Raw genomic sequence first — 15,283 nt, 5'->3', positions numbered from 1 at the left:
ATGCAATGTTTAACTTTTTGTGAACTTCACATTGACAATAGTATAAAAAAATAATATTGTATAAATCGTAATGATTACTATTTAAAAGGAGTTGAAACTATGCGTGTGCAAATTACATTAGCTTGTACAGAAACAGGCGATAAAAACTACATCACAACAAAAAACAAACGAAATAGCCCCGAAAGACTGGAGCTAAAAAAGTATTCCCCACGTTTGAAGCGTGTTACATTACACCGAGAAACAAAATAAAAAAGTTAGTAAAAATAGCTTGCGGCTTGGACTAAGACAAAACACTTGCTGCGACCGTTATTATCCACTACTGCGGTCGCTTTCCGCTCAGCACAACGTAAGCCGCAATCCTCGCTTGCGTGCGATCTGCTGCGTCTTACGTTGTGTGCGTTCTGAGCAGGAGTGTCTTCTACCGCTACAAACTCCAGCTTGACTTTATTTATTTTTTACAACCTGCTTTTTACGTAGATTCATTCACATTAATTTCTATTGCAAGCTCGGTCAATTGTTGCTCTATGTCATTAAGCATACGAACTTTCTTGTCTAGTTGTGCCTCAAAATCATTAGATTGAGCTATTATTTTTTCTATTTTAGCATTTAGATTATGAAGCAACTTAGCGTTCACTTTCGTATTTTCACCATCTAATGCTTCAGCACTTTTATTTTTGTTTTTAATATCCACTAACTCCATGGTTAATCTATTAATTTCATTGTCTTTTTCTGCTAATGCTTTAACTAAATAATCATGTACATTATTTTCGTCCTGTCTCTGTATAGCTTCGATTATAGTATTCATTTTTTCATGCGCTGCTTTTGTAAATGTACTTAACTGTATTTCGAAACTTTCCATTGCCTTCTTTTCTTCTAATACATCATCACCTTTAATAGCAAGCAACTCATCCTCGGTAGTCTTTGTTATTTGCCGTAATTCTTTATTTTCAGAACGCAAATGTTCTATCTCTCTTAATAATGTATCTATCGAGGAAATGTGCTTCTTCCGTTGAGTTTCCCTTCTCTGTATATCCTCATAATAAGCCTTGGATTCTTTCTCATTCGTTCTTTTTAATTTCATTCGATCCATTGAAAGCTCTTTATTACGTTTCGTTAAATGAACATTTTCCCGCTCTAGTCTAAGTACGAGTGAATAATAATCGCTATCTCTAAGTCTATTTATTTCATTTTTATATTTCGCAAGTTCCGCTCTTAAAAAAATAATCATTTGCTGGAGCTGTATAGGATCGTTATTTTTAACGCTTTGATTATCCACGTTAGTACCTCCTATCACGATAACTTTTTTAAATAATCCATTATTTCCTCAAATTGCACTTTATTATTAGCTATCAAATCATCGAGTTCGTTTATAACACGCAATTCGAACTGCCCCGTTAAATTTTCCACAGGCGCTCTATCTCCTGATAATAAATGGGAAAGCAGTAATTGCAACGTGCTTTTTTCAAGAAATGCAAAACTATTATCCCCCTCCTTTCTTAAGTCCGAGACATTATGAAGCTGATCACTCATAAAATGACGTACAATTTGGTCGAAACTTGCTTCTACGTTTTGTCCTTCTAACTCACTCATCACTTCCCTCCTGTCCAACATTAATTCCATTAAGATTAATAGGATTTAGCACTAAGACACCGTCTTGCAGCTCATCACAATATGTAAAGCCTGTTATTGTACCCGCATAGGATAAATTATGGGACCATTTTATTTGGAAATTAGTAAAGGAAATCGTCTCATTTGGCTCAATTGTTGTTTTACCTATTGGTTTAAGCCAAAATTCTGCATTGTTAGAAGTATCATTTATTCGTTCCCAACTACCCGATGTTTTTAAATTTTGATTAAAATGCTCATATACATACCTTCCAGAGAAGGAAAACGGAGAATCTTCAGGTAGCTTGATGCACAAATAAGGATTTGTTAATGGTTGATTACCTATATTGCGAATATGATATGAACCAAGACATAAACTTTCCTGTTCTGCGTCATAAGAAATATTAAGTGAAGTTGTGAAATAACTAATGACACTTACATTTTTATGAAAGCCCTGTTCTTCCACTAGCTTTTTTATTTCATGGATATAAAAAGTCGTTTGCTCTTTAAGATCCTTTATTTTTCCTTCTATAGAATCTTTTTGAGTATTCATAATTAGTGCCCCCTTGCCTATATAATATGTAACAAAACTAAAAAAAAGAGAGGATAATCCTCTCTTTAAGGTATGACTTTTATTTATCTGTTAGCACCATTATCAAACCGTTGGGAAAATAACGGAACATTGCTTAGGACGAACCGTTGACGGACATGAGAATGGTAAATCTGCTCTTGGGTCGCAGTAATTTGCTAAGAATTCAACAGTTACAGGGAATGTAGACTGAATGCTTTGACATACAGCTACCGTAATTGTTAACGCAGAAAACGTGATCGTTCCCGTACCAGCAGTAAGCGTACCTGTTGTACACACGAAGCAATCTAAGTCTGTATAAAGGATTTCCACATCTGTTCCTTTAGGCGCGCATAATGTAACTTGCTCACAACGTGATACTGGAATTTCACTACTTGTGTACATAGTTCCATTTGGTAAAGTAACAACAATCGTCAGAACAAAATTCTTTTGAATATTTAAGTGTTGCAGACAAACTGTTGATCCATCAATAGAGAATTGACGATTCTCACGACTTAAAATTACGATTGGGTTTGTCGTAGCAGGAGTTACTCTACATGTAACAATTGCACCTGTTAAAGCAGTAGTCGGTGTAATGCCTGGGAATGTAATTGCACCCGTTGGAGAAATATCAAATGACATTTCTTTTACAATCCAGTCATAAACCTTATCCACATTTATACAAATTAGTTCGCTTGCCTGGGATGGCATATTATCTTGCATCCTTTTGACACCTCCATAAGTTTTTTATCTTTCGTTTGTAGCATATGATTTTTAGCGTTACGTGCATGGGCTAACAAATAATTTCCATGATTATAATTCAAGTGGTAATGTTGCTACTACTTATAATGAATGCAATTCTTCACTCTTATGTGCAAATGATTTGTAACAGAAAGTAAAGTTTTTTAATAAAATATAATGGACTGAAAGGGGTGAAATGCAATGGAAGATTCTAAGTTGTACTCCACTCAAGACATTGAAAAACTAAAGGAAAAAATCGATAGTTATAAAGAAACGTTAACAACATTAAAAACGGGTACTTCAATTGAAGATTACTTATTTATGAAAAATGAATTTGAGGAGCTTAAGCCACAAGTCGCGCAACTAGAGGAACTGACAGAAACAATAGAAGGTAATCAAAGTACGCAAATTAAAGAATATGAAGGGCAAGTCAAGCATTTATCCATCCAAATAGAATCACTGAATCAAGTAATTGAAGAGATGAATCATGAAATTTTAGCCGTACTGAATAAATTAATAATAGTAGAAGAAAATGAACCATCAAAAAATATTCCAACGACTGTTGAAGAAAATTCCGCAAAAAAAATAGCCCTTCCTTCAAGAAAACTTTTAGAAGAAATAGCACAAACGACTGTACAACCATCATTACCTACCAATGAACCGAGTTATAAATTCCTTCAAAGCTTGGCAGGTAAAGCTTCTAATATGAACAATGGGATCCCTTATACTGCTAATGAAAATGCCGTAAAAAAACAGGAAGAACGCCATTTTAATCAGCATTATTTTCAATCAATTAATACACATCCAAGCCAAATTTATAATGGTTTATTTAGAAATAATACAGCAGAATCCACATTTCATTTTAAAAATGCAACTGACACACAAGGAATTCCAGTCAGCGTTGTAGATGCAAATAATATTACAGCTCCTTTAGCAAATGAATTGGACAATACAGTAGTCTCCGCTCCTCTTACTAATGATTTGGAGAATACTGAAGCTACTGCTCCTACCGCTCATGACTTGGAGAATACCGAAGCCTCTACTCCTATTGCTAATGAATTGGGGATTATAGAAGCCTCTGCTCCTACCGTTAATGATACAGAGATTATAGAAGCTTCTGTTCCTGCTGCTAATGACTTGGACATTATAGAAACCTCTGCTCCTACCATTAATGATACGGAGATCATAGAAGCCTCTATTCCTACTGGTAATGACTTGGACATTATAGAAACCTCTACTCCTACTGCAGATGATTTGGAGATAACAGAAACCTTTACGCCTACTACAAATAACGTGACAACTATCGAAGATTCTTCTATAGTTCCTGCAACTTCAATAATTGAGATGGAGCCTTCTCCTATAGGCGAAGTGAATGATGTAATGGAAGAAAGTATTGCACAATTGGACTTCAATAACGAACGAGAAAACTTAGACATTAATGAAGTAGCGGAGGAAGAACCGAAGAAAGAAAAAAATTCTTTGTTTTTCAATCTATTCCGCAGACGTAATTAGTTTGAAAACGCGGAGGAATATTCATTAAACGATATGAAATTAGCTATCTCTATTCCTATATGTACTGTCCAATAGGTATCACCAAATACATATTGGACTTTTTTTCGTCCAATCCTTGAATGCTGCTTCAAGTGCCCTTAATAACTTTTAAGTTTTCAAAGACAATAGACTATTTAAACATTTACAGGCATTTGTTCTCTTTTTCTTTATATTGTAAAAATAGCTTTAGGTATACAGATAATTGCCCTTTAGCTCCTTTCCTCTATGAATACAATAATGAAGAAAGGAGGTGTAAATATGTTCTTAAATGATCCTCGTGGATGTGGTTGCGCTTCTAGATCTGGTAATATGGATTGCCCAAACTTCGGTCCGTTTTTAGCAGTTGATGCTGCATGTATCACACCAACACAACCAGCTACTGAAGGTTCTATTATTCCATTCTCTTCTGGAGTTACACCTGTTTTGTTAACTTCTTTATTGACTGGTTTAATTGCTACACCGTCCCTTATCGGATTCGGTTCTGCAGTTCCTGGTGTTACGCTTGTTGGAAATACACTTGATTTATCAGGTGTAGTAACAGAAGCATTTACGGTACCACGTACTGGTAGTATTACAGGCCTTTCTGCATCATTCTCGGCTACTGCTGTCGTTACGTTAGTGGGCTCTACTACAGTTACGGCTACAATCTATCGTGCACCTGCTGGAAGCACAACTTACACAGCTACAGCTGCTACTGTTAACTTAGCTCCAGCATTTACAGGCTTAATTTCGCTAGGTGATACAGCATTTGGTTCAGGCAGTTTTGCACCAGTTCCAGTCACTGCTGGTGACAAACTAGTAATGGTGTACTCCATTACTACAGCTGGCGTAGCTGTTGCTCAAGTACTTACAGGTACAGCAAGTGCTGGCATTACAATTCAATAATTTAACTTTTTAACTTCGCAGTTTATTCGACTAAAGAATCCACACACATTTGAATAGTCAAAATTAAAAAAGGCGACTTTCCTCAGAAGTGAGGATATGTCGCCTTTTTTCTATTTCACAAGAGCATTCTGTATATGGGCAAGATGATGCTTTCCATGCCATGCATAGAGAGCGAGTGCTTTTTCAAGCGTCATTAGCCCGCTGTCTGGATGTTGAAAAGCTCGTTGTAATTGCTCACTTGTTAAAGTTGTCAGCAAATAAACCCAACGTTCATGTAAACTTTCAAGCAACCTATAGGAAGTTGCAACTGGCATATCCGAATCTGGAAGCATTGCCCAGTCCACTTCATTGTAGGGTTTAATCGTCGGTGTATCTTCGGTTAAAGCTAACTTAAAGCGAATAAAACTATTCATGTGGCTATCCGCTAGATGATGGACTAGCTGCGTTACAGTCCAGCCATTCTCTCGGTAGGATTTTGCTAATGATTGTTCACTTGCTCCACTTAATGCCTCCGCTAATTGTCTCGGCAGTAGACGGATATCATCAATCCATTTTTTTACTTGCTGTGCAGTCACTACTTCTGGAAATTGAAATTGTCCAATCGGATATCGTAAATCGTTCATTTAGCTCTCCCCCATTTCTCTTTCTCATTTCATTATACTACCAATTTAGAAGTTTCATTTCATTTGAATTTAAAATTCTATCGGCGATTCTTTCAGGTTTATCGGCGATTCCAGCATTTTTATCGGCGATTGCTTGAGGTTTATCGGCGATTTCAGCACTTTTATCGGCGATTATCCTATTTCTTCACAAATTCTACTAATGATTTCAAAGGATGTATAATCGTCATGTCGAAATCATTTTCAAATTGTCGAGCCGCTTCGACCATCGAAAGCTGCGCAACAGAAATGAACAGGTTATCGTTCATTATTTCCCGGAAATATTGCAAAATGGCATTGTTGTATGCCTGCTGTTCCCCTTGCATAATAAGTTCGAATGTATTGGCTATGACCTGCGCCTGAACATTTATCGATTTATTATGTAGCTTAGCATATTGGTAAAGCCTCTCCATCGTTCCCTCTACAGTGGCAGGGTTTGTAAAAAGTATTATTTGTGGTTGCGTCACTTCGCAAATCGTTTTAAAAAAAGGTTCATCAATTTTAATCATAGGTATGGATAATGACAGTTGATCTTCCTGTAATAACGCAATATAATTCGTACACGTAATTAAAATGGCATCGACATCACAGCTGGCTATCCACTCTACTTGCTCCTTCACCTTTAATGACAGACCGCCAGTCCCCTTTGCGACATGGTGAATAAGTCCAGGATCAACAAAGTGCTCAAGCTCTATGTCCTGAAAGCTTTGAAATGCCTGCTCTATATAGTCTATATTCGAATAATGTGCGTGCAAACAGCCTATTTTTTTCTTCAAATGCACTCCCCCTAAAGTTTCTTTTCCATTGTTACTATCGGAAGAGAAAAGCCATTACGATTTTCTCCTAGCATTTCTTTAGTGATAACATATCCTAACGAACGGTATAACTCAATATTTCGCGGAACATTCATACGCACTTTACATTCACTAATCCTTTTCCCTTGTGCACGTGCATAATCTTCAAGCTTCGCTATTAATGCTTTTGCCAGCCCTTGACCTTGCATTTGTGGAATGACAGATAATCGAAAGAAATAAATACCTTCATCATTTAACGTAAATCGAACCATTGCTACTGGTTGATCTTCCATATAACTAATAAAAGCTTGCTCACCTTTATTTAGCGCCTGTTCAATTGATTCCACTGTTTCACTTAATGCACTGGATGGTGGCGTTGCATGTTCGTACTCTTTAAAAGCCTGAAGCATTAAATTATGCACTACTGGTGCATCCTGATACTCTGCTAAAATTACCCTCATCTATGTCACACCCCTTATTTGATTATAAATACATAATATTGAATTTTTATCCATAAGTAAACCGCATTATCAAAGATAATGCGGTTGCAAAATTAATTTTTATTCATAAAACGTATTGCTCTACTCATTACAGTCGGTACGACAGACGCATGGTTCTCTTCTAATGCTTCATAAAATTCAATGCCCATTATTTTCTCTAACTCATTTGTCATTTGCCGTCCATCATCTACCATAAAAGTTTCTAGCTCTCCAACACCGATAAATAAATGTTCGTTCACTTGCTTGTGCTCTTTCATAAATACATTTGCTTTATGGAATAATTCGTGTTCATTCCACCAAATGGAAGGGCTAATGGCGATATAGCGTTGGAAACTAGACTTTTCATTAAATAATTGCCACAACACAAAATAACCTGCTAAAGAGTGACCAAATAAAGTTTGTTGCTGTTCATTTATAAGGAATTGCTGTTGAATTTGTGGCTTTAATTCCTCCTGTAAAAAGCGACTAAAGCCCACTGCCCCACCATGCTTATCATAGCCATTTCCTTTAAATCTTGCAGGATAGCTATACGTTTCAGCTGGTGCTGTAAAATCATAAAAACGTCGTTCATGCATATCAGCCCCATGTCCTACACCGACAACAATAGCAGGTACGATGCCTGTTTTAGGCGCATTTCGACTTTGTAGACGAACTGCTTCCTTCACTAAATGGAAGTATGACGATCCATCTAATACATATAAAACAGGAAAGCCACCTTGAGGTATTTCCCCTTGAGGTACATAGATGTTTATCGTATACGTATAATCTGTAAATTTCGAAGTCATTTCAATAGATTTAAAATCATTTGTGTTCATTGCTTGTTCTACTGTCATTTATCTTCCTCCTTTAACACATCATAGCCATAGCATACGGGGGTGTTTGTTGCTGGGTCTTCCATAATTCTTGCCGAAATATTGAACACTTTTCGCATAACGTCCTCACATAAAATTTCCTGTGGTGTTCCCGTCTCCATTATAACTCCTTGACGCATAGCTATTAGATGGTCTGAATATCTTGCTGCATGGTTAATATCATGCAAAACCATGACAATCGTACAGTTATGTTGTTCATTTAAATTTTTGACGATATCTAAAACTTCTAACTGATGCGCCATATCTAAATAAGTCGTTGGCTCGTCTAACAGCAAAATACTCGTTTCTTGTGCTAATGCCATTGCTAGCCAAACACGCTGACGTTGACCTCCAGAAAGCTGTGCAAGCTCTCGGTTGCGATACTCCAATGTATTCGTGACCGTTAAGGCCCACTCTACCATTTCTTCATCCTTCTTTGTTAAGCGATTGACATTATTACGATGAGGGTACCGACCGTAAGCGATAAGCTCCTCTACCTTTAACTGTCCTGGTGCAATAGGTGTTTGTGATAAAATGGCTAACTTTTTCGCAATTTCTTTCGTCGATAAATTTTGCATATTTTGTTCCTGTAAATAAACCGTTCCCTGTTGTTTCTTTAAAATGCGCCCTATTGTTTTTAATAAGGTTGATTTTCCACAGCCATTAGGGCCTATAATTGTTGTCACTTTTCCTTCTTCTATCGTTAAATTCAATCCTTCAAATACACGAACATGCTCATAACCTGAGGACAAATTTTCCATTCTAAATGCAGTTTGCATCCTTTTTCCCCCTATGCTTTTGACTTCACTAGTAAATACAAGAAGTATGGAATACCAATAATGGAAACAACAATACCCACTGCTAGCTCTGAAGGTGCAAAGACCGTTTTACCAATAAAGTCAGCGAACACAAGCAGGCACGCACCTATTAAAGCACTTACTGGCATTACATAACGATGTTGAATGCCAACAAGCTGTTTCGCAATATGAGGCGCCATTAAGCCAATAAAGCCAATACTTCCAGATACGGATACACAGGCGCTCACTAAGCCAACACTCGCTAATAATAATTTAATTTTCTCTTTTTCAAGCGCAATGCCTAAGCTAGTAATACTGTCTTCTTCTAATTGAAAATAGTCGAGTAAATACGATTTCCGATAAACATAAATACCTAGCAAAAGAAGCCATGGTAGCATGGATACAACAAAAATCCAATTAGCATTATAAATAGAACCAGCCATCCATACTGCTGCGGATTCATAATCTTGCGCGTTCATTTTCAAAGATAGAAACAGCGATAACGCACCAAATCCGCTATTAATAGCGATACCAGTTAAAATTAAACGCTGCATATCTAAATGACCATTTTTCATAGCAAATGAAAAAATTAAAGCTGCGGCCATCGTACCACCGACAAAACCAAAAATCGGCATGATTAAAATAGATAACCAGCTATGAATATCCGCTGTCACTACACGGAATTGAAAGAAAAACATAAAAATAACTACTGCAGCACCCGCACCAGCGTTAATACCTAAAATCCCTGGGTCTGCCAAGCCATTGCGTGTAATGCCTTGCAATACGACACCTGCCATCCCAAGACCGACACCAACAAGTGCTGCTATGACAATTCGTGGTAAACGAAATTCAAAAATGACAAGATCAAATTTCGGGTTTGGTTCAATGCGGAGGAGTGTTTTTAATACATCTATTACCGACATATCAAAAACGCCATTTGTAATATGGAGGTAGCTTGCCCCTAAAATAAATAATAGAAGTATAGCAACCGTCATCATAACTGCACGGGAAGTTTTTTTATGCATGCTTTTCACCTCCGCGCTTACGAACTAGGTATAAGAAAAATGGAACGCCGACTAGCGCTGTTAATACACCAATTGGCGTTTCGTATGGATAATTCACATAGCGACTAAGCACATCGCAAAGTGCTAAAAAGAACGCTCCTATTACTGCTGCACACGGAATGATAAAACGGTAATCAACACCTACGAGGAAACGTGTAATGTGCGGAATAACGAGCCCAACAAAGGCTATTTTTCCGACAAGTGCAACGGCAGTTCCTGTTAAACATACAACTGCAAGCATACTCACAATTTTTACTGCTTTTGTTTTTTGTCCGAGTCCTACGGCAATATCGTCACCTAATGCGGTAATTGTAATTGCCCTTGCCGATATTAATGCAAGAATAAGGCCAATTAATCCAAAAGGTATTGATAGCATGAGCATATCATTGTCTACCATATGTACCTTGGTGTTATACCAAGCACTAACCGTCTGCGACACTTGGAAATACATTGCAATTGCTGTCGCTATACTACTCAAAAATGTACCTATTACTGTTCCAATAATCGCTAACCGAACTGGAGAAAGTCCATTTCGGATTAGAGAGCCAAAACCGAAAACGATGCCAGCTCCTAGTGCTGAGCCGAGCATAGATAGCAAAATCATTTGGTAATTAGGAAGTCCTGGAAAAAATACAATTGCTATTGTAATAACAAATGCAGAGCCATCATTAACGCCCATTAATGACGGAGATGCTAAATAATTTCGTGTAATACCTTGCATAACCGCACCAGCTACTGCCAAAAACGCACCTACTAGTAAGACAGCGCAAATTCTAGGAATACGACTAGTTCGAACAATTTGATGATCAATATTCCCAGCATCAAATGCCGTAAGTGATTGCCATACGGTTAAGGTGCTAATATCCTTTGTGCCGTACATGACAGAAATTAAAGCCACAATCGCAATTAAGAAAGGTGAAGCTACTAATATAGAAAATGATACTATGTTTGATTTTTTCAACTGCCACACCTTTTTCTATTTAATCTGTATCTTATAAAAGGCTGGTAATAGCCCGGTGCTTGCACCAATTCTACTACCAGCCTACTTGCTTCTATTTAAGTAATTTTTCCGCTGCGACATCTAGGAATTTAACCTTAGACCAAGCAGTACCACCTTGAGCTAGAGGATCAATGGCATTGACGAAAACCTGTTCACTTTTTGTTGCTTTTAAGCTTGCAAAGATCGGATTTTTTTGCAAATCTTCTAATGCTTTCGGAGCATCTGTATTTTCAGATTCCTCAAATTGTAAGAAAATCGCATCTGGGTCAATCTCTGCTAACGTTTCAAGTGAAAGTTCCGCTTGCGCTTTTGTATTATTTAAAATTTCAGGTACTGGTGCACCTAAATCCTCATAAAGTACTGGATTTAAGTAAACGCCTGCAGGATAGATGTACATAACACCGCCACGTAAGCGAATAATTAATACTTCCTTGTCCGTTAGTTGCTCTTTTGATTTAGCTTGAGCATCCGCTACTTTCGCTTCATAGTCTGCAATAATCTTTTTAGCATCGTCTTCTTTACCAGTAAGCTGTGCAAGGAGTGTTAAATTTTCTTTCCAGTTTGTTGAAATATGTGAGTAAGGAATCATTGTTTGAATTTTATTAAGTTTTTCAGCCGTTTCCTCAGGGAATTTTGAAGTACCTATAATAACATCAGGATCTAGGGCTAAAATTGCTTCAGCATTCGGCTCCATTTTATTGCCGACTAATGTTGCACCTTCTAATTCTTTTGAAAGATATGATGGAATTTTTCCACCAATGTCAAGTACACCAATTGGCTTGATACCAAGCATTGCCGCGTCTTCCATAGACTCTAAACTTGCCGCTACAATGTTTTCAACCTTTGCTGGCAGTTCATACGTCTCACCTAAATATGTAATGTTTTGTGTTGACGCTTGTTCCGTTTGCGTTGCAGTTGTACTTGTTTCGGCTGTGTCATTTTTGACAGGTGTGGACTCCTCTTTATCAGTACCACAAGCAGCAAGGGATAGTGCTAAAAGTGCAGGTGCACACATTTTAATATATTTATTCACAATGAATCTCTCCTCATTATTTTCATCTACTAACGATAATGATAATCATTTTCATTTATATGTCAATAGCAATTGATTATTTAATTGATAGTCATTATCATTTACGAATTCTATCCTACCAAAGAGAAAAATAGTTGTGAATGGACAATTTTATTTTCTATATGGATTTTTGCCGAAAGTATTTTTAAAAAAGGGATTAATCATAAAAGAAAAAGTGCTAGATTGACTGCAATCAATCTAACACTTTTTATCCAGCTATTAATGTTGCGTTCCACGGGTTTACGGATTTTTAACGGTGAATTCTATTGACTTCTTTAAACATACTTAGCTTCTTCTAGCATTACTTTGCGATATGCTGTCGGAGACATACCAATACTTTTTTTAAAGACACGGCTAAAATAAAAGCTATCAACATAGCCTACACATTCAGCAATTTCAGCTACAGTAGAGTCACAAAATTGTAGCAATTCCTTTGCCCTCCGCATGCGGTATTCTGTTAAATAGCTACTAGGATTCATACCTGTATGCTGTTCAAAAAGATAGGCAAATCGCCGACGCTCCACACCGAATTCCTGTGCAATTTTCGACACCGACAATGGTTTCGAATAATGCTCGTGTATGTATTGTATTACCTGCTCCATCATTTCATTTGCTGTATCAAGTACCTTCATTTTTGCCGAAATTAATATCGCTTCTACTAAATTCATAAATAACGACTTTGATTTAAATGTTGCCATACTTCCTGGCATTGCGTAACTTTCTATTAGTTGTTGCACGAGATTTATAATTTTTGTGTGCTCACCTGTTTTGATTGAGAAATGCTGTGTTGCTAATGGATAAAGAGCCACCTCTTCTGCTGGTAAATGATAATGGACTACCGCATACTCCCACGCCTTATCACCAATCGTCTGAATTTCTATTGGCATTTGCGGGCCTGCATGGACAACCATTCCTGGCTCCATTAGATAGGGGGTACCATTAAAACTAAAAGACGCTCTGCCTGCCAGTGGGAACACTAACCCACATTTCCCTGGCGCTGTTGTACGCCCTATATCTTTTAGATTTGGTTCCATTTTATTCGTAAAAATATCAACGAAATTCACAGTTGCCTGTGCGTAATAATCAATAATTTGATTTATATTTATATCCATTCCATCTCACCTATAACATTTTGAACTTGTGAAAAATGATGCCGATCATGTTCGACTAACCCTGAAAAATAACTGTACAATGTAAGCTCCGAACGCCCTATTTGTAACCGTTGCTGCCACAATTCATCCGTTAAACGAACAATCGCCTCTAACAGTAAACGCCGATTCTTAAGTAGCGCTTGCAATGTTTGCTCCATACTTTGCAAACGACTAATGCTGGCTGCTTCATTATTCATCTGTTCCACATTTGGCCCCTTAGGCATCTGCTCTTGTGTCGAGAGAAAGGGAATTCGTTCATGCAATACAAATTCATCCCACGGGCTTAGATGTCCAATAACTTCGGCCACAGTCCATTTTCCTTGTTGTATTGGCAAACGCCACTGCTTATCCGTAACATCCGAAAGTCGCTCTAGCCACAGTATTGATTTTTCATAATGCATAATGATTTGCTTCTTTTCTGACTGCAATTTTGTCAGCACCTTTCGCTATATCGAGGATACGAATGCTAGTTTCGGCCACACCTTTTGCCATTGTTTGTTATGTATCCTCTTTTGATAAATATCATGCAAATGTGTATTTTCATCAAAATAAGGTGTAGGCGCAACAATGCCCGACAGCAATTGTTGTATGCCATAAGGTGCTGCAATTTCCAGTGTACCATTTGTCAGCCGTGCGCCAATAGCTGTTGGAATTTCTGGAAAGTGCGCAATTCCATCAACGGAAGATTGATACGGCTCACTATCGTTTACGACATGCATTCTAGCCTGATTTTTCACAGACCACAGTTCTTTTGGTAAGAGTTCTAATAAACGCTGCTCATATTGCTTCTCTCGCTCTTCTGAGATATCCTGTTTATCGAAATAAATGACATCAATATCAGCTAAAGGTGTTCTATCTTGATAATCGTGCAAATGATCCCATACCTTTGAACGAATAAATCCAGCACATACCCAACAGTCAGGTAATTGTAGTTGCTCGGCACAACGTAAAATAGTCATCATCCATGTATCTGACTCAATTAACGTTATTAAATCCCTTTCAGTTAATAACCGCTCCATTCCATCAAACTCCTTGATATTTCGCTATTTTAATGGCTTACTAAAGCCTGTACTTTTCCCTTCAAAGCCCTGCTGTCTGTAAAAGTGGTGCGCAGCAATACGTTCTTCACGATTACCGCTATTCAACACAAGTGCAGATGCATCCTGTTCCACTGCCCAGTATTCTATCGCTTCAAGTAGCTTCTGTCCAATGCCCTTTCTGCGATAGTTAGAATCTACGACAAAGGCGACAATGCGTACATAACAACCATCATGCTCATAAAACAAGCTATGGCATAACCCTGCCATCCCAACTACGTATCCATCCACTTCAGCAACTAATGTATGGTAGCTTGGATTGGCTGCTAATGCTTGAAATCTTTGCATCATTTTGTCCTCTGTCGTTGGATAGCCAAGCTGCTCCATTAACAAAGTTAAAGCTTTAATATCATGTATACCCGCGGATCTAATTTGCACCTTTATTGCCCCTCCCATAGGTTTAGTATTGCTTATAAACGTTTCCATTTATTACAATAATAACTGTATGCTATTATTTTTCAAAGGGGTGTGAGTATGAAAATTATTTCTGTACGTGAGGAGCCTCGTTATGCTCAATTGGCGACCAGCTATATACAAAGCAAATGGGCAAGTGAGGAAACTATGATGCTCTATGAGGATTGTATTTCACATTGCATCGAAGCGCAGGCACCACTTCCGCAGTGGTATTTATTAATGGACAATGATGAAATTATTGGCTGTGCAGGTTTAATAACGAATGATTTTATTAGTCGTATGGATTTATATCCTTGGGTATGTGCGGTTTATATTGAAGAAAACCATCGCGGGCATGCCTATGGAGCATTGCTATTAGAGCAAGCTAAAAAGGATGCTCAGCAACACGGTTTTTCGCATCTGTATCTTAGCACAGACCATATTGGCTTATATGAACGCTATGGCTTTTCACATATCGGTACTGGCTATCATCCTTGGGGCGAAAGCTCACGCATTTATGCGGCAAAGCTAGATTAAGAGGGTTGATTGCAAAGG

The 15,283-nt window shown here is 37.7% G+C and carries 20 protein-coding genes; 4 read left to right on the top strand and 16 right to left on the bottom strand.

The annotated features are described in order from the left end of the window. The first annotated feature begins 99 nt into the window (after window positions 1–99). Window positions 100–249 (top strand): 50S ribosomal protein L33, encoded by a 150-nt coding sequence (gene rpmG, locus ACIQ1H_RS18245; RefSeq protein WP_173479322.1) that lies wholly within the window; start codon window positions 100–102, stop codon window positions 247–249. Window positions 250–469: 220 nt separating this feature from the next. Here rpmG and ACIQ1H_RS18240 read toward each other — a convergent pair whose 3' ends face one another. From ACIQ1H_RS18240 to ACIQ1H_RS18225, 4 genes are all read right to left on the bottom strand, one after another. Then, the gene (locus ACIQ1H_RS18240; RefSeq protein WP_402890709.1) at window positions 470–1,276 is read right to left on the bottom strand and encodes a hypothetical protein; all 807 of its coding nucleotides are present in this window, start codon (window positions 1,274–1,276) and stop codon (window positions 470–472) included. 14 nt (window positions 1,277–1,290) lie between these two features. Then, window positions 1,291–1,590: a hypothetical protein gene (locus ACIQ1H_RS18235; RefSeq protein ID WP_402890707.1), complete on the bottom strand. Its 300-nt coding sequence runs from the start codon at window positions 1,588–1,590 to the stop codon at window positions 1,291–1,293. Continuing rightward, complete coding sequence (locus tag ACIQ1H_RS18230) at window positions 1,583–2,158, bottom strand: hypothetical protein (protein WP_402890704.1); 576 nt, start codon at window positions 2,156–2,158, stop codon at window positions 1,583–1,585. Before ACIQ1H_RS18230 ends, ACIQ1H_RS18235 begins: the two co-directional genes overlap by 8 nt. Window positions 2,159–2,260: 102 nt before the next feature. After that, on the bottom strand, window positions 2,261–2,896 hold the full coding sequence (locus ACIQ1H_RS18225; protein WP_173479318.1) for a BMQ_0737 family morphogenetic spore coat protein: 636 nt from the start codon (window positions 2,894–2,896) through the stop codon (window positions 2,261–2,263). Between the two features lie 219 nt (window positions 2,897–3,115). Between ACIQ1H_RS18225 and ACIQ1H_RS18220 the strand changes: the two genes are divergently transcribed. Both ACIQ1H_RS18220 and ACIQ1H_RS18215 read left to right on the top strand, forming a co-directional pair. Then, window positions 3,116–4,426, top strand: a complete 1,311-nt coding sequence (locus ACIQ1H_RS18220) for a hypothetical protein (protein ID WP_402890702.1) — start codon at window positions 3,116–3,118, stop codon at window positions 4,424–4,426. Window positions 4,427–4,723: 297 nt separating this feature from the next. Beyond that, entirely contained in the window at window positions 4,724–5,350 is a 627-nt protein-coding gene (locus ACIQ1H_RS18215) for an exosporium glycoprotein BclB-related protein (RefSeq protein ID WP_402890700.1), read from the top strand. A 110-nt stretch (window positions 5,351–5,460) separates the two neighbouring features. Here the strand turns inward: ACIQ1H_RS18215 and ACIQ1H_RS18210 are convergent, their stop codons facing one another. From ACIQ1H_RS18210 to ACIQ1H_RS18155, 12 genes are all read right to left on the bottom strand, one after another. After that, window positions 5,461–5,973, bottom strand: coding sequence for a YfiT family bacillithiol transferase (locus ACIQ1H_RS18210; protein ID WP_402890696.1), 513 nt, complete (start codon window positions 5,971–5,973; stop codon window positions 5,461–5,463). Between the two features lie 176 nt (window positions 5,974–6,149). Then, complete coding sequence (locus ACIQ1H_RS18205; RefSeq protein ID WP_402890693.1) at window positions 6,150–6,791, bottom strand: hypothetical protein; 642 nt, start codon at window positions 6,789–6,791, stop codon at window positions 6,150–6,152. Between the two features lie 5 nt (window positions 6,792–6,796). Next, a complete protein-coding gene (locus ACIQ1H_RS18200) occupies window positions 6,797–7,264 on the bottom strand; it encodes a GNAT family N-acetyltransferase (protein WP_402890690.1) in 468 nt (155 codons plus the stop codon). Window positions 7,265–7,356: 92 nt separating this feature from the next. Beyond that, complete coding sequence (locus ACIQ1H_RS18195) at window positions 7,357–8,136, bottom strand: alpha/beta hydrolase (RefSeq protein WP_402890687.1); 780 nt, start codon at window positions 8,134–8,136, stop codon at window positions 7,357–7,359. Further along, a complete protein-coding gene (locus ACIQ1H_RS18190; RefSeq protein ID WP_402890685.1) occupies window positions 8,133–8,933 on the bottom strand; it encodes an ABC transporter ATP-binding protein in 801 nt (266 codons plus the stop codon). The genes ACIQ1H_RS18195 and ACIQ1H_RS18190 overlap by 4 nt, the downstream gene beginning before the upstream one ends. An 11-nt stretch (window positions 8,934–8,944) precedes the next feature. Further along, window positions 8,945–9,976 carry a FecCD family ABC transporter permease gene (locus ACIQ1H_RS18185; RefSeq protein WP_402890682.1) on the bottom strand — a complete coding sequence of 344 codons (1,032 nt, stop codon included), beginning with the start codon at window positions 9,974–9,976 and terminating at the stop codon, window positions 8,945–8,947. Continuing rightward, the gene (locus ACIQ1H_RS18180; protein ID WP_173479313.1) at window positions 9,969–10,976 is read right to left on the bottom strand and encodes a FecCD family ABC transporter permease; all 1,008 of its coding nucleotides are present in this window, start codon (window positions 10,974–10,976) and stop codon (window positions 9,969–9,971) included. Before ACIQ1H_RS18180 ends, ACIQ1H_RS18185 begins: the two co-directional genes overlap by 8 nt. 91 nt (window positions 10,977–11,067) lie before the next feature. After that, window positions 11,068–12,048: an ABC transporter substrate-binding protein gene (locus ACIQ1H_RS18175; protein WP_402890679.1), complete on the bottom strand. Its 981-nt coding sequence runs from the start codon at window positions 12,046–12,048 to the stop codon at window positions 11,068–11,070. Between the two features lie 314 nt (window positions 12,049–12,362). Continuing rightward, window positions 12,363–13,199, bottom strand: coding sequence for a helix-turn-helix domain-containing protein (locus ACIQ1H_RS18170; RefSeq protein WP_402890677.1), 837 nt, complete (start codon window positions 13,197–13,199; stop codon window positions 12,363–12,365). Continuing rightward, the gene (locus ACIQ1H_RS18165) at window positions 13,190–13,666 is read right to left on the bottom strand and encodes a DinB family protein (RefSeq protein WP_402890675.1); all 477 of its coding nucleotides are present in this window, start codon (window positions 13,664–13,666) and stop codon (window positions 13,190–13,192) included. Before ACIQ1H_RS18165 ends, ACIQ1H_RS18170 begins: the two co-directional genes overlap by 10 nt. 18 nt (window positions 13,667–13,684) lie before the next feature. Then, window positions 13,685–14,257 carry a nucleotidyltransferase family protein gene (locus ACIQ1H_RS18160; RefSeq protein WP_402890673.1) on the bottom strand — a complete coding sequence of 191 codons (573 nt, stop codon included), beginning with the start codon at window positions 14,255–14,257 and terminating at the stop codon, window positions 13,685–13,687. Window positions 14,258–14,281: 24 nt separating this feature from the next. Continuing rightward, window positions 14,282–14,713, bottom strand: coding sequence for a GNAT family N-acetyltransferase (locus tag ACIQ1H_RS18155; RefSeq protein ID WP_139860273.1), 432 nt, complete (start codon window positions 14,711–14,713; stop codon window positions 14,282–14,284). A 96-nt stretch (window positions 14,714–14,809) separates the two neighbouring features. Between ACIQ1H_RS18155 and ACIQ1H_RS18150 the strand changes: the two genes are divergently transcribed. Continuing rightward, the gene (locus ACIQ1H_RS18150; protein WP_337980254.1) at window positions 14,810–15,265 is read left to right on the top strand and encodes a GNAT family N-acetyltransferase; all 456 of its coding nucleotides are present in this window, start codon (window positions 14,810–14,812) and stop codon (window positions 15,263–15,265) included. The last annotated feature ends 18 nt before the right edge of the window (window positions 15,266–15,283 follow it).

Source organism: Lysinibacillus sp. NPDC097279 (assembly GCF_044761745.1).
Classification (GTDB): Bacteria; Bacillota; Bacilli; order Bacillales_A; family Planococcaceae; genus Lysinibacillus.
This window is presented reverse-complemented; position numbering and strand designations above follow the sequence as displayed.